The organism is Pseudomonas syringae group sp. 26L6 (assembly GCF_032587815.1).
Classification (GTDB): Bacteria; Pseudomonadota; Gammaproteobacteria; order Pseudomonadales; family Pseudomonadaceae; genus Aquipseudomonas; species Aquipseudomonas amygdali.
The window spans coordinates 36,553-60,710 of record NZ_JAWHPJ010000031.1 but is presented as its reverse complement, the minus strand read 5'-3'; the positions used below and the strand labels follow the sequence as shown (position 1 = coordinate 60,710).

At 60.6% G+C, this 24,158-nt stretch carries 20 protein-coding genes and 1 pseudogene; 17 read left to right on the top strand and 4 right to left on the bottom strand.

Annotated features, from left to right (window positions below; genetic code table 11):
• Positions 1 to 133 precede the first annotated feature (133 nt).
• From RYA97_RS26565 to RYA97_RS15985, 5 genes and pseudogenes are all read left to right on the top strand, one after another.
• Positions 134 to 1,255 (top strand): annotated as a pseudogene (locus tag RYA97_RS26565) (Cache 3/Cache 2 fusion domain-containing protein); the annotation flags it as partial.
• Positions 1,250 to 2,110, top strand: coding sequence for a methyl-accepting chemotaxis protein (locus RYA97_RS26560; RefSeq protein WP_371321925.1), 861 nt, complete (start codon positions 1,250 to 1,252; stop codon positions 2,108 to 2,110). The pseudogene RYA97_RS26565 and the gene RYA97_RS26560, both read left to right, overlap by 6 nt.
• Positions 2,111 to 3,219: 1,109 nt before the next feature.
• A complete protein-coding gene (locus RYA97_RS15995) occupies positions 3,220 to 4,872 on the top strand; it encodes a Na/Pi cotransporter family protein (protein ID WP_005732788.1) in 1,653 nt (550 codons plus the stop codon).
• Positions 4,873 to 4,929: 57 nt separating this feature from the next.
• The gene (locus RYA97_RS15990; RefSeq protein WP_117139766.1) at positions 4,930 to 6,306 is read left to right on the top strand and encodes a M16 family metallopeptidase; all 1,377 of its coding nucleotides are present in this window, start codon (positions 4,930 to 4,932) and stop codon (positions 6,304 to 6,306) included.
• A 96-nt stretch (positions 6,307 to 6,402) separates the two neighbouring features.
• Positions 6,403 to 7,596: a DUF5924 family protein gene (locus tag RYA97_RS15985; RefSeq protein WP_005743904.1), complete on the top strand. Its 1,194-nt coding sequence runs from the start codon at positions 6,403 to 6,405 to the stop codon at positions 7,594 to 7,596.
• Between the two features lie 4 nt (positions 7,597 to 7,600).
• Here RYA97_RS15985 and RYA97_RS15980 read toward each other — a convergent pair whose 3' ends face one another.
• Both RYA97_RS15980 and argH read right to left on the bottom strand, forming a co-directional pair.
• Positions 7,601 to 8,842, bottom strand: a complete 1,242-nt coding sequence (locus tag RYA97_RS15980; protein ID WP_005743905.1) for a nucleoside recognition domain-containing protein — start codon at positions 8,840 to 8,842, stop codon at positions 7,601 to 7,603.
• Between the two features lie 457 nt (positions 8,843 to 9,299).
• Positions 9,300 to 10,694, bottom strand: coding sequence for an argininosuccinate lyase (gene argH / locus RYA97_RS15975; RefSeq protein WP_002551376.1), 1,395 nt, complete (start codon positions 10,692 to 10,694; stop codon positions 9,300 to 9,302).
• 133 nt (positions 10,695 to 10,827) lie between these two features.
• On the opposite strand from argH, the gene RYA97_RS15970 reads away from it, so the two are divergent.
• From RYA97_RS15970 to RYA97_RS15935, 8 genes are all read left to right on the top strand, one after another.
• Positions 10,828 to 11,910 (top strand): sensor histidine kinase, encoded by a 1,083-nt coding sequence (locus RYA97_RS15970; protein WP_005781278.1) that lies wholly within the window; start codon positions 10,828 to 10,830, stop codon positions 11,908 to 11,910.
• Positions 11,907 to 12,653, top strand: coding sequence for a LytR/AlgR family response regulator transcription factor (locus RYA97_RS15965; protein ID WP_002551374.1), 747 nt, complete (start codon positions 11,907 to 11,909; stop codon positions 12,651 to 12,653). Before RYA97_RS15970 ends, RYA97_RS15965 begins: the two co-directional genes overlap by 4 nt.
• 232 nt (positions 12,654 to 12,885) lie before the next feature.
• Positions 12,886 to 13,827 carry a hydroxymethylbilane synthase gene (hemC, locus tag RYA97_RS15960; protein ID WP_005781280.1) on the top strand — a complete coding sequence of 314 codons (942 nt, stop codon included), beginning with the start codon at positions 12,886 to 12,888 and terminating at the stop codon, positions 13,825 to 13,827.
• Positions 13,824 to 14,597: a uroporphyrinogen-III synthase gene (locus RYA97_RS15955; protein WP_005781282.1), complete on the top strand. Its 774-nt coding sequence runs from the start codon at positions 13,824 to 13,826 to the stop codon at positions 14,595 to 14,597. Before hemC ends, RYA97_RS15955 begins: the two co-directional genes overlap by 4 nt.
• A 53-nt stretch (positions 14,598 to 14,650) precedes the next feature.
• On the top strand, positions 14,651 to 15,772 hold the full coding sequence (locus tag RYA97_RS15950) for a uroporphyrinogen-III C-methyltransferase (RefSeq protein WP_004662896.1): 1,122 nt from the start codon (positions 14,651 to 14,653) through the stop codon (positions 15,770 to 15,772).
• Positions 15,769 to 17,013, top strand: a complete 1,245-nt coding sequence (locus RYA97_RS15945) for a heme biosynthesis protein HemY (protein WP_004667181.1) — start codon at positions 15,769 to 15,771, stop codon at positions 17,011 to 17,013. The genes RYA97_RS15950 and RYA97_RS15945 overlap by 4 nt, the downstream gene beginning before the upstream one ends.
• A gap of 216 nt (positions 17,014 to 17,229) precedes the next feature.
• Positions 17,230 to 17,757 carry a disulfide bond formation protein B gene (locus RYA97_RS15940; RefSeq protein WP_005732781.1) on the top strand — a complete coding sequence of 176 codons (528 nt, stop codon included), beginning with the start codon at positions 17,230 to 17,232 and terminating at the stop codon, positions 17,755 to 17,757.
• 174 nt (positions 17,758 to 17,931) lie between these two features.
• Entirely contained in the window at positions 17,932 to 18,405 is a 474-nt protein-coding gene (locus RYA97_RS15935; RefSeq protein WP_002551368.1) for an Rsd/AlgQ family anti-sigma factor, read from the top strand.
• A gap of 80 nt (positions 18,406 to 18,485) precedes the next feature.
• Here RYA97_RS15935 and RYA97_RS15930 read toward each other — a convergent pair whose 3' ends face one another.
• Positions 18,486 to 19,166: an FKBP-type peptidyl-prolyl cis-trans isomerase gene (locus RYA97_RS15930; protein WP_005743913.1), complete on the bottom strand. Its 681-nt coding sequence runs from the start codon at positions 19,164 to 19,166 to the stop codon at positions 18,486 to 18,488.
• Between the two features lie 216 nt (positions 19,167 to 19,382).
• Between RYA97_RS15930 and RYA97_RS15925 the strand changes: the two genes are divergently transcribed.
• On the top strand, positions 19,383 to 20,408 hold the full coding sequence (locus RYA97_RS15925) for an AlgP family protein (protein WP_117139767.1): 1,026 nt from the start codon (positions 19,383 to 19,385) through the stop codon (positions 20,406 to 20,408).
• On the opposite strand, the gene RYA97_RS15920 is transcribed toward RYA97_RS15925, so the two are convergent.
• Positions 20,405 to 20,881, bottom strand: a complete 477-nt coding sequence (locus tag RYA97_RS15920) for a TIGR02444 family protein (protein ID WP_117139779.1) — start codon at positions 20,879 to 20,881, stop codon at positions 20,405 to 20,407. The genes RYA97_RS15925 and RYA97_RS15920 overlap by 4 nt on opposite strands.
• A gap of 46 nt (positions 20,882 to 20,927) precedes the next feature.
• Between RYA97_RS15920 and abc-f the strand changes: the two genes are divergently transcribed.
• The 3 genes from abc-f (at position 20,928) to RYA97_RS15905 (ending at position 24,148) form a co-directional block, all read left to right on the top strand.
• Positions 20,928 to 22,838: a ribosomal protection-like ABC-F family protein gene (gene abc-f / locus RYA97_RS15915; protein WP_005743916.1), complete on the top strand. Its 1,911-nt coding sequence runs from the start codon at positions 20,928 to 20,930 to the stop codon at positions 22,836 to 22,838.
• A gap of 16 nt (positions 22,839 to 22,854) precedes the next feature.
• On the top strand, positions 22,855 to 23,448 hold the full coding sequence (locus RYA97_RS15910; protein ID WP_002551363.1) for a mechanosensitive ion channel family protein: 594 nt from the start codon (positions 22,855 to 22,857) through the stop codon (positions 23,446 to 23,448).
• A gap of 67 nt (positions 23,449 to 23,515) precedes the next feature.
• The gene (locus RYA97_RS15905) at positions 23,516 to 24,148 is read left to right on the top strand and encodes a LysE family transporter (RefSeq protein WP_003432697.1); all 633 of its coding nucleotides are present in this window, start codon (positions 23,516 to 23,518) and stop codon (positions 24,146 to 24,148) included.
• Positions 24,149 to 24,158 lie beyond the last annotated feature (10 nt).

Sequence of the window (24,158 nt, the reverse complement as noted above, 5' to 3'; positions counted from 1 at the left end):
TCAAGTAACGACTCTGGTGGCCGAAGCACTGCTTAACGACTGCATGTTCAGGCAGCTTAAAACACTCATTAATTTGTTCGCTGAATGGTAAGCCACGGATCAGGCAACTCCAATCATTCGGCATGGAGTCTCTATGTCCAAGCCCCGTACCCGAATTGCCTCGCAACTCGGTATTGCTCTGGCCGTGATCCTGGCTGTGGTTATCAGCGGCAGCACCCTGTTCGCGTTAAGGTCTCTGGACGCGTCCAACCTGGTCATTCGCGAAGAGCACATGTCGAGCGAAGCCAGATTACTCGCCGACCAGTTGAGCACGTTCCACAGCACACTGCGTGATAGCACTCAGCGCCTCAGTGGTCTGTTCGAAAAGCGCTTTGCCGGTGGCCTGAGCCTGCAACCCGACAAACCGGTCACGGTAGCGGGCACCTCCACGCCAGGCCTGTTTATGCGTGATACCGCACTGAACAACGACTTCGCCGAGGTTGATGAATTCCGCTCGATGACCGCGGGCGTGGCGACGATTTTCGTGCGCAGCGGCGACGACTTCGTCCGTATCAGCACCTCTCTGAGCAAACAGGATGGCACGCGCGCCATCGGTACCGTGCTGGATCGCAAGGGCGCAGCCTACGAGCGTTTAATCGCCGGTCAGAGCTATGTGGGCAAAGCGGTATTGTTTGATCGCTATTACATGACTCAGTACAGCCCGGTTCGCGACAGCAGCGGCAAGATCATTGCGGCGCTGTTTGTGGGCTTCGATTACACCGACGCACAGAAAACCCAGTTCGATAACCTCAAGAGCTTTCGCATTGGCTCTACCGGCTCGCTGGCACTGCTGGACGAGAAAGGCACTTGGCTGGTTCCGCCGGCGGGCGTCAAATCTCTGGACGGTGCAGCGAAGTCCGTTGCCGACCTGGCCAGCAAACCCGGCAAGGCGCAGTTCTGGAACGACGGTGATGACGACTACTACAGCGTTGGCCAGCCGTTTGCCGGTGGCCCCTGGACCGTCATCGCCAGCATGCCGCGTGACGAAATCAGTGAAGTGACCTGGAACGTCGGCACCCAGCTGGCCATCGGCAGTGTGCTGGCCATGCTGATCGCAGTGATCAGCGCGATCTGGCTGCTGCGCAGCAAGCTGCGTCCACTGTCCGAACTGGTACGCCAGGCCGATGCATTGGGTGCGGGCGACCTGAGCGTACGCCTCAATGTGACCAGCAACGACGAGATCGGGCAACTGTCGGGCAGCTTCAACAAGATGAGCGAAGCGCTGTCATCAATGGTGTCGCATATCCGCACCGCGGCGCAGGAAGTCAGCACGCGCGCCCACGCGTTGTCCGGCCTGTCCGGCGGCGCGTTCGAGGGCATGGAGCAGCAATCCGGCGAGATCACCAGCATGGCCGGTGCCGTCGAGGAGTTCAGCGCCACGTCGATGAACATCGCTGACAACATGAGCAATACCGAGCGTCTGGCACAGGAAAATGCGCAGCAAACGCGCATTGGCCGTACCTCGATGGACGAGGCGTCTTCATCGCTGCAACAGATCGCAACTTCGCTGAACAGCACGGCAACGGTCATCGACACACTGGGCCAGCGCTCGCAGGAAATCGGCAGCATTGTCGGGGTAATTACCTCGATTGCCGACCAGACCAACCTGCTGGCGCTCAACGCCGCCATCGAGGCCGCACGTGCCGGTGAACAAGGCCGTGGCTTTGCCGTGGTGGCTGATGAAGTGCGCAGCCTGGCCTCGCGTACCCGTGAAGCGACGGACGAAATCTCCGGCATGATCGCCAGCATTCAGCAGGAAACCGGCAACGCCATCAGCACCATGCAACAGGGCAATACGCTGATGCAGGAAGGCCTGGCGCTTAACGCCAAAGTGGCCTCGGCACTGGCCCAGATCGACGAACAAAGCCGCTCGGCCGGTCACCAGTTCGCCGCCATCACCACCGCCACCCAGGAACAAAGCAGCACCGCCACCATGCTCAGCAGCAACCTGCAAAGCATCGCCATGGCCAACAGCGAACAGCGCCAGGTGATGTCCAACCTGGCGGTCACCGCTCAGGAGCTGAATGGGTTGGCGACAGAACTGCGTAACGAGGTTGACCGGTTCCGTTGATGGCTGCTGGAAGCCTCACGACTATCGTGCCGATGCTCCGCGTCGGAGAGCGATAAGTTCTCTCAAGAACACCATCGTACCCATGCTCCGCGTGGGTATGCCGTTCTGGACGCTCCGCGTCCGGTCTTGCGTTTGCGGTGCGGCGCAGACTTGTGACGCAGAGCGTCACGAACGGCATTCCCACGCTGGAGCGTGCGGAACGATAATCCCAACTGTCGTGCCGAAGTTCTTCAGCCATCGTGCGATGCTCCGCGTCGCATGCCGTTCTGGACGCTCCGCGTCCGGTCTTGCGTTTGCGGTGCGGCGCAGACTTGTGACGCAGAGCGTCACGAACGGCATTCCCACGCTGGAGCGTGCGGAACGATAATCCCAACTGTCGTGCCGAAGTTCTTCAGCCATCGTGCGATGCTCCGCGTCGCATGCCGTTCTGGACGCTCCGCGTCCGGTCTTGCGTTTGCGGTGCGGCGCAGACTTGTGACGCAGAGCGTCACGAACGGCATTCCCACGCTGGAGCGTGCGGAACGATAATCCCAACTGTCGTGCCGAAGTTCTTCAGCCATCGTGCGATGCTCCGCGTCGCATGCCGTTCTGGACGCTCCGCGTCCGGTCTTGCGTTTGTGGTGCGGCGCAGACTTGTGACGCAGAGCGTCACCCAAGGCATTCCCATGCTGGAGCGTGCGGAACGATAATCCAACTGTCGTGCCGAAGCTCTTCAGCCATCGTGCGACGCTCCGCGTCGCATGCCGTTCTGGACGCTCCGCGTCCGGTCTTGCGTTTGTGGTGCGGCGCAGACTTGTGACGCAGAGCGTCACCCAAGGCATTCCCATGCTGGAGCGTGCGGAACGATAATCCAACTGTCGTGCCGAAGCTCTTCAGCCATCGTGCGACGCTCCGCGTCGCATGCCGTTCTGGACGCTCCGCGTCCGGTCTTGCGTTTGTGGTGCGGATTTATGACACTTTTATTTCAATGAATCCCACCCTGTGCGATGCTGGCGCCAAGGCTAATAGCCGACTAAAAGCTTAGTAGAGCGTTACACCCTTTCCCCGCTCGCTACATGCACATCTTTCAATTCATCGCCTGAACGGGCAAACCTCAGGGGGCTTTCAGCATGCTGACCCTGCTCGATTTGCTATCTGCCGTCGCCCTGCTGATCTGGGGCACGCATATCGTGCGCACTGGCATCCTTCGTGTTTACGGTGCACAACTTCGTCGTTTACTCAGCCAGAACATGTCCAAGCGACCCCTGGCGTTCATCGCCGGCATTCTGGTGACAGCCATGGTGCAGAGCAGCAATGCCACTGCCATGCTGGTGACCTCATTTGTCGGCCAGGGGCTGATGACGCTGACACCGGCGCTGGTGATCATGCTCGGCGCCGATGTCGGCACGGCATTGATGTCCCGCGTGCTGACGTTCGATCTGTCGTGGCTGTCGCCGTTGCTGATTTTCCTTGGCGTGGTGTTCTTTCTGTCGCGCAAGCAGACCCGTGCCGGTCAGTTGGGGCGGGTCGGTATCGGCCTGGGCCTGATCGTGCTGGCACTGCAATTGATCGTCGCAGCGGCTGCACCGATCACCCAGGCGGCCGGGGTCAAGGTGCTGTTTGCCTCGTTGACCGGCGACCTTCTGCTGGATGCGCTGGTGGGCGCCATGTTTGCGCTGATCTCCTATTCCAGCCTGGCGGCAGTTCTGCTGACGGCCACCTTGGCGGGCACGGAAGTCATTGGTCTGCCAGTGGCGATCGGCCTGGTGATCGGTGCCAATATCGGCAGCGGCCTGCTGGCCTTTCTCAGTACCAGCATGCAGAACGTCGCCGGTCGGCAGGTGGCGCTGGGCAGTCTGTTGTATAAGCTGTTCGGCCTGTTGCTGATCTTTCCGGTGCTCGACCCGCTGGTTGCCTGGATCGACACGCTGGGCTTTCGTCCGCAGGAGTTGGTGATTGGCTTTCACCTGATCTACAACACGTTGCGCTGCCTGATCATGCTGCCTACCGTTGGCCCGATGGCGCGGTTGTGCGCGGCCTTGCTGCCGCAGCAGAACGAGGTCGGTGGCCTGGCCAAACCTCGCCATCTGGACCTGACCGCACTGTCGACGCCCAGCCTGGCACTGGCCAACGCAGTGCGAGAAACCCTGCGCATGGGCGATTTGATCGAGAGCATGCTGGGCTCGATGCTGGCGGTGCTGCGCGGCACGCAGACGGCGGTCACTCAGGAAGTGCGCCGCCTCAACGATGACGTGGAAGCGCTCTACAGCGCGATCAAGCTATACCTGGCGCAGATGCCGCGTGAGGACCTCGGCGAGCACGATAACCGGCGCTGGGCCGAGATCATCGAGCTGACCATCAATCTGGAACTGGCCAGTGGCCTGATCGAACGCATGTTGCGCAAGATCCAGCAGCAGAAGACCTCGCACCGCCGCTCATTCTCGGAAGTCGGCCTGGAAGAACTCGCCGATCTGCAGATCCAGTTGCAGTCGAACCTGCGTCTGGGGCTCTCGGTGTTCCTCAGCGGTGACGAGGAAAGCGCGCGTCAATTACTGCGTGAAAAACGCCGTTTTCGAGCCCAGGAACGCCGTCTGGCACATGCTCACGTCAGCCGCCTGCGGCAGAAGGTTGTGCAGAGTATCGAGACCAGTTCGCTGCACCTGGAACTGATTGCCGACATGAAACGCCTGAACTCACTGTTTTGCAGCAGCGCTTATGTGGTACTGGAAACGGCCGACACCGGGGCCTTGTCGAGCGAGAGCGAGCCCGAACGATCACTATGAACGTAAGGGCCGAGGTGAAGTCTGTTAAACATACCGGCCCGCCAGGAAAGCTGTTTTATGCGTTGCCTGCTGTTCGCTTGTCTGCTCCTCGGTTCACTCCCTTCGTTTGCCCTTGACCGCCTTCAGGTCGAGGGCTATCTGCTGCCCAATGGTTTGCAAGTCCTTCTCAAGCCAGGCTCCGAAAAGGGTCACGTCGCTATCCGCCTGGTGGTGGGTATCGGCTTCGATGACTTCCCGTGCCAGGACAAGGAACTGCCGCATCTGCTGGAACACTTGCTGTTCAGCGGCGTGGATGACAGCGGTGAAGGGGGGCTGGAGGAGCGCATGCAGGCACTGGGCGGCGAGTGGAACGCATTCACCAGCAATGCCGATACCACCTTCGTGATTGAAGCGCCCGCGCGAAACCAGCGCAAGGTGCTCGACCTGCTGATGGAGATCATGACCAGAACCGAGCTCAGCCAGGCACGACTGGACGGCGTCAAACGAGTCGTAGAACGAGAAGACGGCGGACACTTTTCACACTTGCAGCGCCTGCTTGACCGGCGTGACTCGGGGCGCAGCGCCAGCAGTCAACTGGCGGTGGAGCTGGGCCTCAAATGCGCCGAGCGTCCTGAAGTGGATGGTATCAAGCTGGGCCATATCGAAGACGTCTTCGCCAACTGGTACGCGCCCAATAACATGACGCTGATCGTGGTTGGCGATCTGGACAAGCTGTTGCCGGCCTATCTGGAGCGCACTTACGGCAAACTGGCACCCACCGACCCCATCGATCACCCGCCGCTGGCGCAAAGCACGGGTTCAGCCGAGCCGCGACGCGAGCTTGAGCGCGGCGGGCTGGGCGAGAGTGCCGAGCTGCACCTGATCTACCCCGAGCCACAACTTGACGACCAGCACGACGAAACCTGGGAACTGGTCAAAGCCTATCTGGACTGGACGCTCTACACTGAGCTGCGTCTGAAACACAGCTTGTCGTACGGTCCTTCTGCCGAGCGGGAAGTGTTCGGCGATGTCGGGTTTTTGAGCCTGAATGCCGATGTCGAACGTGACGATGCCGATGAAGCCGAGCGGGACATCCGCAATATGGTCGAGCGCCTGCAAAAAGAAGGTATGCAGCCCGCTACATTTACGCGGTTGCAACAGCTCGCCATCGACCGGCAATCGTGGGCCACACAGGGCAATAGTGCACTGGCCGACTATTATTGGAGCGCGCTAAATGATTACGAAAACGGGCGCTTTGAGGACCCGGCCAAACGCATCAAGGCGGTGAAACTGGAGACAGCCAGTCAGGCCATGCGCCAGCTGCTCGCCCAGCCGGGCTACATGCGAATTGAAAAGCCTCTGTTCAGTTATGACGGCCTGTATTGGCTGATTGGTGGGGTGCTGGGCCTGATAGCCTTGTTGGCCGTGTGGCGCTGGCGTGTACGCAATAAATAGAATGCTGACGCCGAACTGCATTGGTGGTGTTGGCTGCGCGCCGCGCTTGTTACGCTGCGCGGTTTTTTGTATGAACAGAACCGAGTGAACCCCCGAATGTTTGACGTGAACCGCTATGTGACGCCCGTGCTCAACTTGATGCAGCGCTATCCGGGGCTCATTGCGGCGTTTGGTTTCGTTTCAGGTATCGCCAGTTTTATCCTGGTCGATCGCCAGGCAGGGCTGGCCACCTGGATCGCCGTGGTGATGCTGATCAGCTGGCTGTGGCTGATGGTCGAAAACACCATGGTCGGGCTGCTCAACAAGGCGCTGGGCCGCGAGATTCCGCAGGGTTTGCTGCGCTACGGCACGCAGATGATCCATCAGGAAAGCCTGTTTTTCGTATTGCCGTTCTTTTTCATCACCACCACCTGGAACAGTGGTCAGGCGGTATTCACTGCGGTGCTTGGCGCCGCCGGGCTTATCTCGATCATCGACCCTCTCTACTACAAGTGGCTGGCGCCCAGACGCTGGCTGTTCATGACGTTGCACACTCTGACACTGTTCGCGGCACTGCTGACCGCGCTGCCGATCATCCTGCACCTAACCACCGCCGAGAGTTACAAACTGGCGCTGGGCGTGGCGATGGTGCTGTCGGCACCCAGCCTGATGTCGAACTTCCCGCTCAACACTTGGCGCAGCGCACTGGCCGTGATCAGCATCATCCTGGCCATCGGCGCGGCGGGCTGGTTGCTGCGCTCCTGGGTGCCGCCTGCGACGCTCTGGTTGACCGAAGTGGCGGTCAGCCCGGACTTCGATAACAAGAACCGCACACCAGGCGACAGTATTTCGCTGATCAGCGCCAAACAGCTGCGCAACGGCGGCCTGTATGCGTATACCGCTATCAATGCGCCGCGCGGTCTGGACGAGCGTATCTACCATGTGTGGTGGCATGAAGGCGAAGAGATGGACCGGATCGCGCTGGACATTCACGGCGGACGCAAGGAAGGCTATCGCGCCTGGACGCGCAAGCAAAACTTCCCGGAGGACGTGACAGGGCGCTGGCAGGTGAGGGTGCTGACCGAGGACGGCCAGATGATCGGCGTGCTGCGCTTTGTGGTCACCGACAACGATCAACCGGCCGTGAAACGACCTACAGGCCGGATAATCAAACTCAAGCCGGGCGGCGACTCGGCTGAGGAAGCCACACCTGAATCTGCACCCGCCGATCAGCCGAAGCAGGAAAAGCAGGAGGCAGCGCCTGCCGAGTCGGCACCTGCGGAATCTGCACCTCAGGCTCCGGCGCAGTGAGCTGTCAGGAAGCGGTCGCGCCGAAGAACCAGTAGCAGACGAAGATCGCGGCCACCACACCGGCAAACTCGGCCAGCAGTGCGCAACCCACTGCGTGGCGAGCGCGCTGAATGCCCACGGCGCCGAAGTACACAGCAAGCACGTAGAACGTGGTTTCGGTGCTGCCCTGAATCGTTGCGGCGGCCAATGCCGCGAAGCTGTCGACGCCTTGGGTCTGCATGGTTTCGATCAACAGGGCACGGGCGGCGCTACCGGAGAAGGGTTTGACCATCGCGGTCGGCAACGCATCGACGAAGCGTGTATCCAGCCCCAGCCACTGCACCACATGCCGAATGCCTTCCAGGCCGAAGTCCAGCGCGCCGGATGCGCGCAGCACGCCCACCGCACAGAGCATGGCGACCAGATAAGGCAGCAGGCTCTTGGCGACGTCGAAGCCTTCCTTCGCACCTTCGACGAAGGCCTCGTAGACCAGCACCTTGCGTAACGTGCCGATGATCAGAAACATCATGATCAGGCCGAACAGCGTGAGGTTACCCAGAATGGACGACAGTCCCGCCAGCGCAGCTGCCGACAGTGTGCCGAGAAAGGCCATGAAAGTACCCAGCAGCAGGGCGCCGGGGATCAGGTAAGCGAGCACCACCGGGTCCCAAAGCCGCAGGCGCTGCATGAACGCCACCGACAACAGGCCGACGATGGTCGAGACGCTGGTGGCCAGCAGAATCGGCAGAAATACCAGGGTAGGGTCGGGAGCACCCTGCTGGGCGCGGTACATGAAGATCGTTACCGGCAGCAGTGTCAGCGAGGAAGCGTTGAGCACCAGAAACAGGATCTGTGCGTTACTGGCGGCGGTCTTGCTCGGGTTGAGTTCCTGTAGCGAGCGCATGGCTTTCAGGCCAATCGGCGTGGCGGCGTTGTCGAGACCCAGCGCGTTGGCGGCGAAGTTGAGGGTAATCAGCCCCAGTGCCGGGTGGCCGGGCGGCACTTCCGGCATCAGGCGCAGAAACAGCGGGCCGAGAACCTTGGCCAGCCAGTCGACGATGCCCGCCTTTTCGGCGATGCGCAAAAAGCCCAGCCACAGCGTCAGTGTGCCGAACAGCAGCACCATCACCTCGACCGACAGCTTGGCCATCGCGAAGATACTTTCGACCATCGCCGCAAAAATGCCGGCGTTGCCTCCCACCAGCCACTGCACCAGCGCGGAAATCGTCGCCACGACAAAAAAACCAAGCCACAGGCCATTGAGCATCGGATAAGTCCCTCACAAGATGCGGCGATGATAGCGGCGAGGTGCGCTGGAGGGAAATCGGCGGAAGCCGTACGGCGCAATCAAGAGCGGACGCAGAGCGTCCAGAACGGCATGCGACGCGGAGCGTCGCACGATAGTAGGGGTCATCGTTCCTCACGCTCCAGCGTGGGAATGCCGCGGGTGACGCTCTGCGTCACAAATCTGCGCTGCGCCGCACACTCAAGAGCGGACGCGGAGCGTCCAGAACGGCATGCGACGCGGAGCGTCGCACGATAGTTGGATGGTCGTTCCTCACGCTCCAGCGTGGGAATGCCGTGGGTGACGCTCTGCGTCACAAATCTGCGCTGCGCCGCACACTCAAGAGCGGACGCAGAGCGTCCAGAACGGCATGCGACGCGGAGCGTCGCACGATAGTTGAATGGTCGTTCCTCAGGCTAAAGGAATGCCTTGGTTGTATTCAGCGCCCGGCCAGCAGTTCCTGACCGCGGACCACGGCGGCGCGGACCTGCTCGGGTGCGGTGCCGCCGATGTGGTTACGGGCGTTGACCGAGCCTTCCAGGGTCAGCACGGCAAACACGTCCTGCTCGATCTGGTTACTGAACTGACGCAGTTCTTCCAGGCTCATTTCTGCCAGGTCCTTGCCGGTTTCCACGCCATATTTCACGGCATGACCAACGATCTCGTGGCAGTCACGGAACGGCAGACCACGGCGCACCAGATAGTCGGCCAGATCGGTCGCGGTCGAGAACCCGCGCAGCGCGGCTTCACGCATGATCGCGTGCCTGGGTTTGATTGCCGGGATCATGTCCGCAAACGCACGCAGCGAATCACGCAGGGTGTCGGCGGCATCGAACAGTGGTTCCTTGTCTTCCTGATTGTCCTTGTTGTAGGCCAGAGGCTGGCCTTTCATCAGGGTCAGCAGGCCCATCAGGGCACCGAACACGCGGCCGCTCTTGCCGCGTACCAGTTCAGGCACATCAGGGTTTTTCTTCTGCGGCATGATCGAGCTGCCGGTACAGAAGCGGTCCGGCAGATCAATGAACTGGAACTGCGCACTGGTCCAGAGCACCAGCTCTTCGGAGAAGCGCGACAAGTGCATCATCGCGATGGACGCGGCCGAGCAGAATTCGATGGCGAAGTCGCGATCCGATACGCCGTCCAGCGAATTACCGCCCACGACATCGAAGCCCAGCAGTTTGCAGGTCAGTTCGCGGTCGATCGGGTAAGTGGTGCCTGCCAGCGCAGCGCTGCCCAGAGGCATGCGGTTGAGACGCTTGCGGCAGTCGACCAGACGCTCGTAGTCGCGGCTGAGCATTTCGAACCAGGCCAGCATATGATGACCGAATGTAACGGGCTGGGCGGTCTGCAAATGGGTGAAACCGGGCATGATGGTTTCAGCTTCGCGCTCGGCCTGGCCCAGCAGGCCTTGCTGCAGACGCGTGATTTCGCTGAGGATCAGGTCGATTTCGTCGCGCAGCCACAGACGGATATCGGTGGCGACCTGATCGTTGCGGCTGCGACCGGTGTGCAGCTTCTTGCCGGTGATACCAATGCGATCGGTCAGGCGTGCTTCAATGTTCATGTGCACGTCTTCCAGATCGACGCGCCACTCGAAATTGCCGGCCTCGATCTCGGCCTGGATGGTGTTCAGGCCGTCAACGATGGTGTCACGCTCGGCGTCGGTCAGAACGCCCACCTTGGCCAGCATCGTGGCGTGGGCGATGGAGCCCATGATGTCGTGGCGATACAGACGTTGATCGAAGGTGACGGAGGCAGTGAAACGCGCGACAAACGCGTCGACGGGTTCACTGAAGCGGCCGCCCCAGGACTGATTGGTCTTGTCGGTGCTCATGGATTCGCTCGTTGCTAACAGAAAGTGGCGTGCCCGTTACCTGGCACAAGGGCGATTGCGATGATAACAGGGTTGATGCATTTTTATCCCCGGACAGCTTGCCGCTGACGAGGCCAGGGCAGAGACTGGAGGCATGCGAATCGAACCTGTGAAACACGAAGCCCGGCCTGTGCCCGGCAAAGACTTTTTCCTCCCCGAACTGTGCCTGCCGCAGGCATTGCTGGTGCTTGTCGTTCTGGCGGAGCTGCTGGTGCTGGTTCTGGTGCTGGTAGAACCGATGCGTACCGGCTTCGACTGGGTACGTCTGGCGCTGATGTCGCTGTTCGTGCAATGGATCGTGCTGCTGTCCGCAGCGCTGCTGTGTGGTTTGCGACCCTGGCTGGCGCGCCTGACGCCGGGGCTGGCTGGCATGCTCAGTTGCCTGCTGGTGGTCGGCCTGACGTTGCTGTGCACAGCCGTCACCGATGTCTGTCAGCTCACCGGACGGATTTCAATCGGCGGTATGGTCGAGCGCTACCTGCGCTACTCGACAATTGCGTTGATCATGTCCGCACTGATGCTGCGCTATTTCTATTTGCAGAGTCAGTGGCGCAAGCAGCAACAAGGCGAGCTGCGCGCGAGGATCGAATCGCTGCAGGCGCGAATCCGTCCGCACTTTCTGTTCAATACCCTCAACAGCATTGCCAGTCTGGTTGCCAGCAACCCGGTCAAGGCAGAGCAGGCGGTACTCGACCTTTCAGACCTGTTTCGCGCCAGTCTGGCCAAGCCCGGCAGCCTGGTAACGTGGGGCGAGGAGCTGGCATTGGCAAAACGATATTTATCGATTGAGCAATATCGTCTTGGCGAGCGTCTACAGTTGGACTGGAGGGTGAGTGCAATTCCCGATGACTTGCCGATTCCCCAGCTAACCTTGCAGCCATTACTTGAAAACGCTTTGATTTATGGCATTGCTCCGCGAGTCGAGGGGGGCGTTGTAACGGTCGAAGCGAAATATGAAGGGGGAGAGTTCATATTGAGCGTCAGTAATCCCTATGAAGAAGTTGCCAATCGGCAGACTTCCAACGGTACTCAGCAGGCTCTGACGAATATAGGCGCACGTATTGCGGCACTTTTTGGCCCGCACGCCAGTCTGAGCGTGGAGCGCCGTGACGGTCGTCACTACACCTGTCTACGCTATCCTTGTGCGAGACTCACGCAGGAAGCCAGAGCTATATGAATGTCCTGATCGTTGATGACGAACCCCTGGCCCGCGAGCGATTGAGCCGCATGGTCAATGAAATTGAGGGTTATCGAGTACTGGAACCCAGCGCCTCCAATGGTGAAGAAGCCTTGGCGCTGATTGAAACTCACAAACCGGACGTGGTGCTGCTCGATATCCGCATGCCGGGTCTCGATGGCCTGCAGGTTGCAGCGCGACTGTGCGAGCGGGAAGCGCCGCCTGCGGTGGTGTTTTGCACTGCCCACGATGAATTCGCCCTGGAAGCTTTCCAGGTCAGTGCAGTGGGCTATCTGGTCAAGCCTGTGCGTTCCGAGCACCTCGTCGAAGCATTGAGGAAAGCCGAGCGGCCAAACCGCGTGCAACTGGCGGCGTTGACCCGTCCGGCTGCCGAAAGCGGATCGGGCCCACGCAGCCATATCAGCGCGCGGACTCGCAAGGGTATCGAACTGATTCCACTCGATCAGGTGATCTACTTCATCGCCGATCATAAATACGTGACCTTGCGTCATGAGGGTGGCGAAGTGCTGCTGGACGAGCCGCTCAAGGCGCTGGAAGACGAATTCGGCGACCGTTTCGTGCGTATTCACCGCAATGCACTGGTGGCCCGCGAGCGAATAGAACGGTTGCAGCGCACGCCGCTGGGGCATTTCCAGCTGTTTCTCAGAGGGCTTAATGGCGATGCGTTGATCGTCAGTCGCCGCCATGTAGCCGGTGTACGCAAGATGATGCAGCAGCTCTAGCGCCTCGCCGCTCTGGAGCCTCTGGGCCCAGACCGAGTCATGGAACGGGAGAGAATTCCGGCTCCATGTGCTTTTCGGCTGGCCTACGCGCAGCCTTTCCAATGCGCCCCTCAGCCACTGCCGATTGATTGATCGGCTCAGTGTCTGACGCAAGTTTCAATCAGCGCCGAAGCCGCCCTGACCGGGATTGAGCTGTTATTATCCGTCGCATTCACTCAGTACGGATTGTTCAATGTCCTCTCGCGAAATCCGCATCGCCACGCGCAAAAGTGCGCTGGCACTCTGGCAGGCAGAATATGTAAAGGCCCGTCTCGAACAGGCTCATCCCGGCCTGCTCGTGACGCTGGTGCCCATGGTCAGTCGTGGTGACAAGCTGCTCGACTCCCCACTGTCGAAAATCGGCGGCAAAGGCTTGTTCGTCAAGGAGCTGGAAACAGCGCTTCTGGAAGACAACGCCGATATCGCCGTGCATTCGATGAAAGACGTGCCGATGGACTTTCCACAAGGCTTGGGCCTGTTCTGCATCTGCGAGCGCGAAGACCCACGCGATGCGTTCGTGTCCAACACCTTTGCCAGCCTGGACGAACTGCCAGCTGGCAGCATCGTCGGCACCTCCAGCCTGCGCCGTCAGGCGCAATTGCTGGCACGCCGCCCCGATCTGCAGATCCGCTTCCTGCGTGGCAACGTCAATACGCGCCTGGCCAAGCTCGATGCCGGCGAGTACGACGCCATCATTCTTGCCGCTGCGGGCCTGATCCGCCTGGGCTTTGAAAATCGTATCACCTCGGCAATCAGCGTCGACGACAGCCTGCCTGCGGGCGGGCAGGGCGCGGTGGGTATCGAATGCCGCAGCGTCGATGCCGAAATTCATGCCTTGCTTGCACCTCTGCATCACGAAGACACCGCCGTGCGCGTGATTGCCGAACGCTCGCTGAACAAGCACCTCAACGGCGGCTGCCAAGTGCCTATCGCCTGTTACGCCGTGCTGGAGGGCGATGACGTCTGGTTGCGTGGGCTGGTGGGCGACCCGGCCGGGAGTGTGTTGCTGCACGCCGAAGCCCGCGCGCCACAGACATCCGCCCAGGCGCTGGGTGTGCAGGTGGCCGAAGCACTGCTGGCGCAGGGTGCCGCCGACATTCTGAAAGCGGTGTATGGCGAGGCCAACATCGAATGAGTACCTGGCGCCTGTTGCTGACCCGCCCGGCCGAAGAATCGGCAGCGCTGGCAAAAGTGCTGGCCGAGGCCGGTATCTTCAGCAGCAGCCTGCCTTTGCTCGAGACCGAGCCATTGCCCTTGACGCCTGCACAGCGTTCGATCATTTTCGAGCTGCTCAATTATTGTGCAGTGATCGTGGTCAGCAAACCTGCGGCGCGGCTGGCCATCGAGCTGATCGACGAAGTGTGGCCACAGCCACCCATGCAACCCTGGTTCAGTGTGGGTTCAGCAACCGGGCAGATACTGCTTGATTACGGGCTCGACGCGAGCTGGCCGGAGCAGGGCGATGACAGCGAAGCCTTGCTTGGGCTGCCGCGCTTGAAACAGGCGATTGCCGTACCGGGAAGCCGTGTGCTGATCATGCGCGGTGACGAAGGACGCGAACTGCTGGCCGAGCAATTGCGCGCGTTGGGGGTGGGAGTTGACTACCTGCCGTTGTATCGTCGCTACCTGCCGCAGCATGCCCCCGACGCCCTGCCGCAACGTGTTGCGGTGGAACGCTTGAACGGGCTGGTGGTCAGCAGTGGGCAGGGTTTTGAACATTTGCTTCAGCTGGCGGGTGATTCTTGGCCAGACCTGGCCGATTTGCCACTGTTCGTACCAAGCCCCCGGGTGGCCAGCATTGCGCAGGCAGCTGGAGCCCGGACCGTTATTGATTGTCGTGGCGCCAGCGCCACGGCATTGCTGGCAGCGTTGCGGGATCAACCTCAGCCTGCCGTCAAGGCGTAATGATCGACACTTGTCGTTTACGCTATTACGCCAAAATGCAAAGGATGGGATACGTGAGCGAAACAGCCTTGCCTAAAGACGAAGAATCGGTGTTGAAAACGCCTGCACCCAAGCCTGACCCAGTACGTGCCGAGCGCACCGGCAGCCGCAGCAGTGGCTTGGTATTCCTGGCCTTGCTGCTCGGTATCGCTGGTGTCGCGGTCGCAGGCTGGGGAGTCTGGCAACTGCGCATGCTGCAAGCCGGCCACCAACAGCAGCGCGGCCAGGTTGAAGACATCGCCGAGCAGACGCTGGTACTGGCTCAGAATGATCAGCAGCTGAGCGCACGCCTTGCGCAATTCCCGCCTGCCGATCAGTTGGCAGACAGCAGACGGCTGGTCGCGCAATTGCAGGGCGATCAGCAGCGTCTCAGCCAGCGACTCGAAACCGTGCTGGGCGCGAGCCGCAAGGACTGGCGCCTGGCCGAGGCCGAGCATTTGCTGCGTCTGGCCAGCCTGCGTCTTTCAGCGCTGCAGGACATCAACAGTGCTCAGGCGCTGGTTCAGGGTGCCGACGAAATTCTACGTGAGCAGGACGATCCCGGCTCCTTTGCCGCCCGCGAGCAACTGGCCAAGAGCCTTGCCGCCTTGCGCAGCGTTGAGCAGCCAGACCGCACCGGACTGTTCCTGCAACTGGCCGCCCTACGCGAACAGGCTGAGCAGCTCAACAAGCTGGCACCTGAATACGAAGACAAGGGCGAGTCTCTTCTGGGCCTGACCGCCGACAAGACTGAACAAAGCCGGTGGACGCAGTGGTGGGACGAAATTTCCCACTACTTCCGTATCGATTTCAACGCCGACAAGGATATACGCCCGGTATTGGCAGGCCAGAGCCTTTCCCAAGTGCGCCTTGCCCTGAGCCTGGCGCTGGAGCAGGCGCAATGGGCGGCGCTCAACGGCGAGCCGCAGGTCTATACCAAGGCCATCACCGAAGCACAGAGCGTTTTGAAGGCCAACTTCGATCAGGACGACCCACAGAGCAAAGTGCTCGCCCAAGGGCTTGAGGCGCTGGCCAATCAGCCTGTGTCGGTCAAGACCCCTGATCTTGCGCAGAGCCTGAGCTCGGTGCAGGCCTACCTTGAACGCCGTCATGCCGCGGGCCAGCCAGCCGAGGCGCAACAGGGGACCAGCCGATGAAGCGCTTTTATGTGCTGTTATTCATCGCTATCGCCGCTGCGGCGCTGATTGGTGTCGCCATCGCCGAGCATTCCGGCTACGTGCTGATCGCCTATCAGAACTTCCGCTATGAATCGAGTCTATGGGCAACGCTGGCATTGCTGGTCGCAGTTCTGCTGGTGATCGCCCTTCTCAGGCTGGTCATCACGCTGCTGACGACGTCAGGCCGCGTGGTCAACCCATGGTCGCGTCGTAACCGCCGTCGCCGTGTGCAACTGGCTATCGAGCATGGCCAGATGGACCTTGCCGAAGGACGCTGGGCCAGCGCACAACGTCATCTGCAACGGGCGGCCGAAGCCGATGCCCATCCATTGCTTTACTACATTGGCGCCGCCCGCGCGGCTAATGAGCAGGGGCGTTACGAAGACTGCGATGCCTTGCTGGAGCGTGCGCTGGAGCGTCAGCCGCAAGCCGAGCTGGCAATTGCCCTGAATCACGCTCAACTGCAACAGGATCGTGGCGACACCGAAGGTGCGCTCACCACGCTGCTGGCAATGAAAGAGCGTCATCCACATAACCCTCAGGTGCTTCGCCAGTTGCAACGGCTCTATCAGCAACGTGGCGACTGGTCCGATGTTGTCCGTCTGATGCCGGAACTGCGCAAGGACAAGGTCCTGCCAGCCAAGGAGCTTGCCGAGCTGGAGCGCCGCGCCTGGGGCGAGAACCTGACCCTGGCGGCCTACCGCGATGGTATCGAAGGCTCACCCACCGGGTTGCCTTCGCTGGAAAGCGCCTGGCAAGGACTCGGCTCCGCACAGCGTCAGGAGCCGCAACTGGTGCTGGCGTATGCCGATCAATTGCGTCGTCTGGGCGCCGAAGCTCAGGCTGAAGAGGTGCTGCGTAGCGCCCTCAAGCGCGAATACAACAGCCATCTGGCGCGTCTGTATGGCCTGGTGCGCGGCAGCGATCCGCTGAAGCAACTGCAAACGGCAGAAGGCTGGCTCAAGCATCATCCTGCCGATCCAAGCCTGTTGCTGAGCCTGGGGCGTATCTGCCTGCAAGGCCGATTGTGGGGCAAGGCGCGGGATTATCTGGAGAGCAGCCTGCGTCTGGAACGCAATCCCGAGACCTGCGCAGAGCTGGCTCGTCTGCTGGCCCAACTGGGTGAGACAGATCGCAGCAATACGCTGTTTCAGGAAGGCCTGGGCCTGCTCGACGAACGCTTCCTGTCGCGCCCTGTGCCTGTGCTGACCAAAGCATAAAGCTGCCGGAGAGCCCCGTGCGAGGGCTCTCCATGCTGTCTCGAAGACCATCAGAAAATAGTGCGTGAGAATCTTCCTACGCCGATGTGTAAAAGAACCACGTAGTAGTGTGTTTGTTTTCCCAGGTAAACAGCGACGTATCCGCACGCCGCCACCTTGAATGCGCCGCACCCTTTCCTCTACCGTAATCGCCTCGTCCTTTGTTACGGATTTGCCATGTATCTGGCTCGCACACGCTTCCTGTTTTTCCTGGCATCGCTGGCCTGTGCATCAATCATTGGCACCGCCTTTTATCTGCAGCAAACCTTCGGCCTCGACCCTTGCGTCCTTTGCCTGATACAACGCGCGGCAATCATCGCCTGCGGTGTGTTGGCATTGTGCGCTGCCTGCCACGCTCCCGGCCCGACAGGCATGCGGCGCTACAGCCTGGGCTTTCTGCTGATCGCGCTGACAGGGCTTGTTACGGCAGGCGCTCAGGTATGGCTGCAAACCGCCTCGGCAGATCAATTGATACCTTTCATTACCAGACTGGAGCATCTGTTAAGCCTGCTCTCACTGGACATGTGCATTGACCGGCTGCGAAGCGATGCAATGTTTTGCGCAGAAATCACCTGGACCCTGTTCGGTATAAGCCTGCCGGAGTGGAGTCTGCTGGCATTTACCGGCCTTGCGCTGTTACCCCTGTATCCTCTTTTCAGCGAATTCAGCCACTGGCTGGCGACCAAAGATCGGGCCAGGTATTAAACGCTTGTATGAACTTTATCTCCTGCGTACCTTGAAGGCCTTGTCGAGCGGGCATAATCTGGCCCGCACGCGTCACTGGAAATATGCTGTCCTGGCGCATCTATCAGGCCAGGTACAGGCTAACCGCCAGGACCGGCCCAGGACTGCATGCCCCTGAAGGGAAGAGAGAAGACCATGCTGGAAAGTTGTCAGAATGCTCAGGAACGCTGGGGCGGAGTCAATAAGCTGATTGATCGCTGGCTTCAAAGCCGCCTCGAACTGGTCGAAGCCTACGATGCGCTGGGCGACACGCCCCAGGCTCTGGCAGCCGACCGTGAAGGCTTGCAGAACTTCTGTGGAGTTCTTGTCGATTACGTATCGGCCGGCCACTTTGAGGTCTATGAACAGCTGGGTGATGAAGCCCGTGCGTTCAACGACGAGCGTGGGCTCGAGCTGGCTGACACGATCTACCCGCGCCTGGACGTCATTACCAAGTTTGCGTTGACGTTCAATGATCGTTGCGACAAGGGCGACTGCTCGGACGCTACGGTGGTGGCCAAGGAATTCAACCAGCTGGGGCAACTGCTGCACGAGCGCTTCGAGCTGGAAGACTGCCTGATTGAAGTGCTGCACAACTCCCACAAGGAAGAGATCGCCGCGCAGGTGTGACCGCTCGCGTGCAGAGTCTACAAACCGCCAAGGGTGCTTTTGCACCCTTTCGCGTTTCTGGATTCCGGATTTACATCTGCTTACTGTGAAACGGCAATCAGCTCGATTTCAAATACCAGCGGAGTGAACGGATCGATCAGGTCGCCAGCACCCTCAGCGCCGTAGGCTTGATCCGAAGGAATCACCAGTCGCCATTTCGCGCCGGTCGGCATCGTCTGCAATGCGCTGGTCCAGCCGCTGATCACGCTGTCGAGCCGGAACCATTGCGGCTGGTTGCTCTGATCGAAGATCGTGCCGTCCGGCAAACGACCCACATAGCGCACTTCAACCCTGCCATTGGCATCAGGTTTGGGGCCCGTGCCAGGTGTCAGCTCGGTCATGAGAATCCCGTCCGCCAATACCTTCACACCCGGCTTGGCCTTCTCGCTGTCCATGAACGTGCGCTCTGCCTTGAGGGCTGCTTCGGTAGGCGCGTCTGTGCCTGCGGTCTCGGCCTGCGCGATTGCGGCGTCATGCTCACGCAGGACCTGGTCGATACGCTCCTGCTTGAGTGCCAGCGGCTTGCCCTGATAAGCCTGTTTCAGACCGTCGACAAGTGCCTTCAGATCAAGGTCAGGGACTTCCTGATGCAAGCGTTCACCCAGGCTTGCACCCAGGCTGTAGGCGAGATCATGACCATCATCGGCCGCCGCAGGTGGTGCTTCGGCAGCTTGAGCCAGGGGTAGCAAGAGGAACAACGACGTTAACAGGTAGCGCGACATTAATGCTCTCCGGCCTGGGAAGGCAGCGATTATGCCAGCGCCAGCGCGTGTAGTGACGAGTCTTGCCAAGTGAATTTCACAATGCCTGTGCATCGTGTCAGGCAATCATTTTTTGCAGTATGCAACAGCGCCCCCTGGATGCTGTCAAGATGCGCTAGCGGCGATGCGCGCAGAAGCCTAGTATGAGCCGCAATTTCGTCACCCAGGAGGTAAGTCATGTCGGCCAAAAAGAAGCCAGTAAATACTCCGTTGCATTTGCTTCAACAATTATCGGGCAGCTTGCTTGAACATCTGGAAGACGCCTGTTCCCAAGCCTTGGCTGATGCCGAGAAACTGCTCGCCAAGCTTGAGAAACAACGCGGCAAGGCGCAGGAAAAACTGCACAACTCCCGCATCAAACTGCAGGACGCTGCCACCGCCGGAAAATCCAAGGCACAGGCCAAGGCCAAAGACGCCGTTTCCGAGCTGGAAGAGTTGCTCGATGCTCTCAAGGATCGCCAGACCGAAACCCGCACCTACATTCTGCACCTCAAGCGCGATGCCCAAGAGAGCCTGAAGCTGGCCCAGGGTATCGGTCGCGTGAAAGAGGCGGTCGGCAAGATCCTCACCACTCGCAATGCCAAGCCTGCTGCCCCTAAAGCCGCCGCCAAAGCAGCGACTGCCGTTACAGCAAAAGCACCTGCAAAAACCGCAGTGAAAGCGGCCGCTGCCAAGCCAGTCGCCAAAACTGCAGCCAAACCTTCGTCGGCAGCCAAGCCTGCAGCCAAACCTGCGGCAACCAAGGCCCCGGTCAAAGCTGCCGCCAAACCTGCCACACGGGCAGCGGCAGCAGCCAAGCCCGCCGCGGCGAAAACAGCCGCCGCCAAACCAGTTGCAACCAAACCTGCCGCCACCCGGCCGGCTGCCAAAGCAGCTGCAAGCAAAGCACCTGTCGCCAAAACGACGGCAAGCAGCGCTGCCAAACCAGCAGCAGCAAAAACTCCGGCAGCCAAACCAGCGGCCAAAGCCCCGGTGAAAGCGCCCGCGAAGGCCGCGACCAAAGCACCAGTCAAGGCACCTGTGAAAGCAGCAGCCAAGCCTGTCGCCAAACCTGCGGCCAAGCCAGCAGCGAAGCCGACCGCCGCCAAACCGGCTACGCCAGCGCCTGCTGCCGCTGCCAAGCCGACGACGCCTGCACCTGCCGCTCCATCTGCTGCACCGGCAACACCTGCCAACGGCGCAACGCCAACCAGCGCTTCCTAAGTCTGGTCGACGGCAAGATCAACCGCGATGCGCAGCACCTGCAGCGCATCGCGGTTTTTTTCTGCCTCTCCGTCAGCGAGCTCTATCAGCCATTCCTCTGCATTTCTCGCCTCACCCGCTGGCCAGTCTCTAGTCAGTGCCTCAAGCTTCAGCATCAGACTCTGTTCGGCCTCCAGCTCCAGCGCCTTGACCTTCATTCGCAACGTCATCAGCACCGCGTCCTCAAGCGCTGCATTGCGCCATTGGTTACGCAAATCCCGCAGCGGACGCACCACTTCATCGTGCCAGGGTGTCGCCAATTGCCTTATTTGCGTTAATCGCTGCGCATTGCACGCCACTTCGCGCGTGCCGAGCCAGACCCCGCAAAGCACCATGCACACGTTGGCCCCGTTGGCTTGCAGCGTCAGACAAGCCTGCTCTACACCCGGACGGGCGTAGAAATCGAGGGTGAAACTCCAGAGCGCTGAAGGCATAGTGATCCACCTGTTCAGGACGAAGCTGGTAGACTCCGCCGCCATTATGATTCGACTTCAAAGCCTTACCTTACAGCGTGGTCCGCAACGTCTGCTAGAAGACGCCGAGCTGACCCTGCACGCCGGCCATAAAGCCGGCCTGATCGGTGCCAATGGCGCCGGTAAATCCAGCCTGTTCGCCTTGCTGCGTGGCGAGCTGACGCCCGATGCCGGTGACTGCCTGCTGCCCGCCGACTGGCGTATCGCGCATATGCGTCAGGAGGTCGACACCCTTGAGCGCCTGGGCGTGGACTACGTACTCGACGGCGACGAGCGCCTGCGTGAGGTTCAGCGTCTGCTGGCCGAGGCGGAAGCCGCGCAGGACGGCGCTGCTCAGGCGCGTCTGCATTCGGAGCTCGACAGCGCCGACGGTTATACCGCAGACGCGCGGGCACGCAAGCTGCTGGCAGGGTTGGGCTTCACCAACGAACAGATGGAACGTCAGGTCGGCAGTTTCTCCGGCGGCTGGCGTATGCGCCTGAACCTCGCGCAAGCGCTGATGTGCCCATCGGACCTGTTGCTGCTCGACGAACCGACCAACCACTTGGACCTGGACGCCATCCTTTGGCTTGAAGACTGGCTCAAAAGCTACCCTGGCACCTTGCTGCTGATTTCCCACGACCGGGATTTTCTGGACGCTGTGGTCGATCACATCGCCCATGTCGAGCAACGCAAGATCACGCTTTATCGTGGCGGCTACAGCGCTTTCGAGCGCGCTCGTGCCGAACGTCTGGCCCAGCAGCAACAGGCCTACGAGAAGCAGCAGGCGCAACGCGCGCACATGGAAAAATACATCGCGCGCTTCAAGGCCCAGGCCACCAAGGCCCGTCAGGCCCAGAGCCGGATCAAGGCACTGGAGCGCATGGAAGAGCTGTCCGCCGCGCACGTCGATTCGCCGTTCAACTTCGTTTTCCGTGAGTCCGACAAGATCTCCAGCCCGTTGCTGGATCTGTCAGACGCGCGTCTGGGTTACGGCGACAAGACCATCCTCGAGAAGGTCAAGCTGCAACTCACGCCCGGTGCACGCATCGGCCTTCTGGGTCCGAACGGCGCAGGCAAGTCGACGCTGATCAAAAACCTCGCCGGCGAGCTCGAGCCGCAAAGCGGTCGGCTGGTGCGTGGCGAAAACCTCACCGTCGGCTACTTCGCCCAGCATCAGCTTGACTCACTGGACGCCAAGGCGACCCCGTTGCTGCACTTGCAGCGCCTGGCACCGACCGAGCGTGAACAGACGCTGCGCGACTTCCTCGGCGGCTTCGATTTCCGTGGCGCACGTCTGGATGAGCCCGTGCTGAATTTCTCCGGTGGCGAGAAAGCGCGTCTGGCGCTGGCGCTGATTGCCTGGGAAAAGCCTAACCTGTTGCTGCTCGATGAACCGACCAACCACCTCGACCTGGAGATGCGTCTGGCGCTGACCATGGCCTTGCAGGAGTTCGGTGGCGCGGTACTGGTGGTGTCTCACGATCGGCACTTGCTCAAGAGCACCACCGATGACTTCCTGCTGGTGGCTGACGGCCGCGTACAGGAGTTCGACGGCGATCTGGATGACTACACGCGCTGGCTGGCCGATTACCGCCTGCGCAACGCGCCGGTCAGCACCACGCCAGTCAACGCCGACAAGACTGACAAGAAAGCCCAACGTCAGCAGGCAGCGGCCTTGCGTCAGCAACTGGCGCCACACAAGCGTGAAGCCGACAAGCTGGAGCGTGACCTTGGGCTGGTGAATGAAAAACTCGCCAAGGTCGAGGAAGCGCTGGCGGACAGCACCAACTACGAGGCGGCCAACAAGGACAAACTGCGCGACCTGCTGGCCGAGCAGGCCAAGCTGAAAGTGCGTGAGTCCGAGCTGGAAGACGCCTGGATGCAGGCGCTGGAACTGCTGGAGTCCATGCAGGCCGAGCTGGAAGCATTGTCGTGAGAGAGGCGGGGAAGTGATGGACATGTTGGGCCTGCCGGTATCCGCGTACTGGCTTGAACCGCTGCTGGTGGGTGCGCAGATTCTGCTGATCCTGTTGGCCGGTTACGTATTGCAACGCATCGTGGGCGGTTTTCTGACCGGTCTGGGCGAGCGCTATCCATTGCCGCCAGAGCTGTTGGTGCCGGTGCGTGGCGGCTTGCGCTGGTTGATCATGGGCAGCGCGTTTGTTCTCGTCCTCGGCCGCCTCGGAGTTTCGGCCACGGTGCTGTGGACGGCACTGTCCGGCTTTGTAGCCGTCGCGGCGGTGGCGTTCTTCGCCATGTGGAGCGTGCTGTCGAACCTGCTCTGCGCCATTTTGATCTTCACCATCGGCCCGTTCCGCATCGGTGACATGGTCGAGCTGGTCGATACGCTGGACAAGCCCGGGGTAAAAGGTCGCGTGGTCGCTATCAATCTGATGTTCACCACCCTGATCGAGACCCCGGAAGCCGGTGGAGCGCTGGTTCAGGTGCCCAATAGCCAGTTTTTCCAGAAGTCGGTCCGGCGCTGGCGCGGCAGTGATCTGTTTCCACAGATGGTGGTTGCGAAGCAGCCTGACGAGCAGGATTAAAAATAGTTAGCCTTCCAAAGCGTTAACCACTAATTTATCGGGCATTCGACTTTGCTTGAGGTGTGTGATGGCGCTTGAAACGTGGCTGGGCTTCTTTGCAGCCTGCTGGATTATCAGCCTTTCCCCTGGCGCAGGCGCTATCGCCTCCATGTCCTGCGGCCTGCAATACGGTTTCTGGAGGGGCTACTGGAATGCCTTGGGCTTGCAGATCGCGTTGGTGGCACAGATCGCCATTGTCGCGGCAGGTCTTGGCGCAGTGCTGGCGGCCTCGGATATGGCGTTCACGCTGATCAAGTGGTTCGGCGTCGCGTATCTGGTCTATCTCGGCATCAAGCAATGGCGCGCTTTGCCAGCCGACCTGGCCGATGAATCTGCCGTGCGCCCGGTGGGCAAACCGATGACGCTGGTCTTTCGCGGCTTTCTGGTGAATATCAGCAACCCCAAGGCACTGATCTTCATTCTGGCGATCCTGCCACAGTTCATCGACCCGGCCGCTCCGCTGCTCATCCAGTACGCGATCATCGCAGCGACCATGGTGGTGGTCGATCTGATCGTGATGGCGGGCTACACCGGGCTGGCATCCAAGGTGCTGCGCCTGCTCAAGACGCCTCGCCAGCAACGTCGCATGAACCGCACCTTCGCCAGCCTGTTCGTAGGCGCGGCAGGTTTCCTCGCGACGTTGCATCGCGGTACGGCCTGAAACGTGTCGG

What these genes read in the sequence shown, in the direction of transcription:
- RYA97_RS26560 (WP_371321925.1), top strand. Translation starts at nt 1,250, where the DNA reads ATGAGCGAAGCGCTGTCATCAATGGTGTCGCATATCCGCACCGCGGCG.
- RYA97_RS15995 (WP_005732788.1), top strand. Translation starts at nt 3,220, where the DNA reads ATGCTGACCCTGCTCGATTTGCTATCTGCCGTCGCCCTGCTGATCTGG.
- RYA97_RS15990 (WP_117139766.1), top strand. Translation starts at nt 4,930, where the DNA reads ATGCGTTGCCTGCTGTTCGCTTGTCTGCTCCTCGGTTCACTCCCTTCG.
- RYA97_RS15985 (WP_005743904.1), top strand. Translation starts at nt 6,403, where the DNA reads ATGTTTGACGTGAACCGCTATGTGACGCCCGTGCTCAACTTGATGCAG.
- RYA97_RS15980 (WP_005743905.1), bottom strand. Translation starts at nt 8,842, where the DNA reads ATGCTCAATGGCCTGTGGCTTGGTTTTTTTGTCGTGGCGACGATTTCC.
- argH (WP_002551376.1), bottom strand. Translation starts at nt 10,694, where the DNA reads ATGAGCACCGACAAGACCAATCAGTCCTGGGGCGGCCGCTTCAGTGAA.
- RYA97_RS15970 (WP_005781278.1), top strand. Translation starts at nt 10,828, where the DNA reads ATGCGAATCGAACCTGTGAAACACGAAGCCCGGCCTGTGCCCGGCAAA.
- RYA97_RS15965 (WP_002551374.1), top strand. Translation starts at nt 11,907, where the DNA reads ATGAATGTCCTGATCGTTGATGACGAACCCCTGGCCCGCGAGCGATTG.
- hemC (WP_005781280.1), top strand. Translation starts at nt 12,886, where the DNA reads ATGTCCTCTCGCGAAATCCGCATCGCCACGCGCAAAAGTGCGCTGGCA.
- RYA97_RS15955 (WP_005781282.1), top strand. Translation starts at nt 13,824, where the DNA reads ATGAGTACCTGGCGCCTGTTGCTGACCCGCCCGGCCGAAGAATCGGCA.
- RYA97_RS15945 (WP_004667181.1), top strand. Translation starts at nt 15,769, where the DNA reads ATGAAGCGCTTTTATGTGCTGTTATTCATCGCTATCGCCGCTGCGGCG.
- RYA97_RS15940 (WP_005732781.1), top strand. Translation starts at nt 17,230, where the DNA reads ATGTATCTGGCTCGCACACGCTTCCTGTTTTTCCTGGCATCGCTGGCC.
- RYA97_RS15935 (WP_002551368.1), top strand. Translation starts at nt 17,932, where the DNA reads ATGCTGGAAAGTTGTCAGAATGCTCAGGAACGCTGGGGCGGAGTCAAT.
- RYA97_RS15930 (WP_005743913.1), bottom strand. Translation starts at nt 19,166, where the DNA reads ATGTCGCGCTACCTGTTAACGTCGTTGTTCCTCTTGCTACCCCTGGCT.
- RYA97_RS15925 (WP_117139767.1), top strand. Translation starts at nt 19,383, where the DNA reads ATGTCGGCCAAAAAGAAGCCAGTAAATACTCCGTTGCATTTGCTTCAA.
- RYA97_RS15920 (WP_117139779.1), bottom strand. Translation starts at nt 20,881, where the DNA reads ATGCCTTCAGCGCTCTGGAGTTTCACCCTCGATTTCTACGCCCGTCCG.
- abc-f (WP_005743916.1), top strand. Translation starts at nt 20,928, where the DNA reads ATGATTCGACTTCAAAGCCTTACCTTACAGCGTGGTCCGCAACGTCTG.
- RYA97_RS15910 (WP_002551363.1), top strand. Translation starts at nt 22,855, where the DNA reads ATGGACATGTTGGGCCTGCCGGTATCCGCGTACTGGCTTGAACCGCTG.
- RYA97_RS15905 (WP_003432697.1), top strand. Translation starts at nt 23,516, where the DNA reads ATGGCGCTTGAAACGTGGCTGGGCTTCTTTGCAGCCTGCTGGATTATC.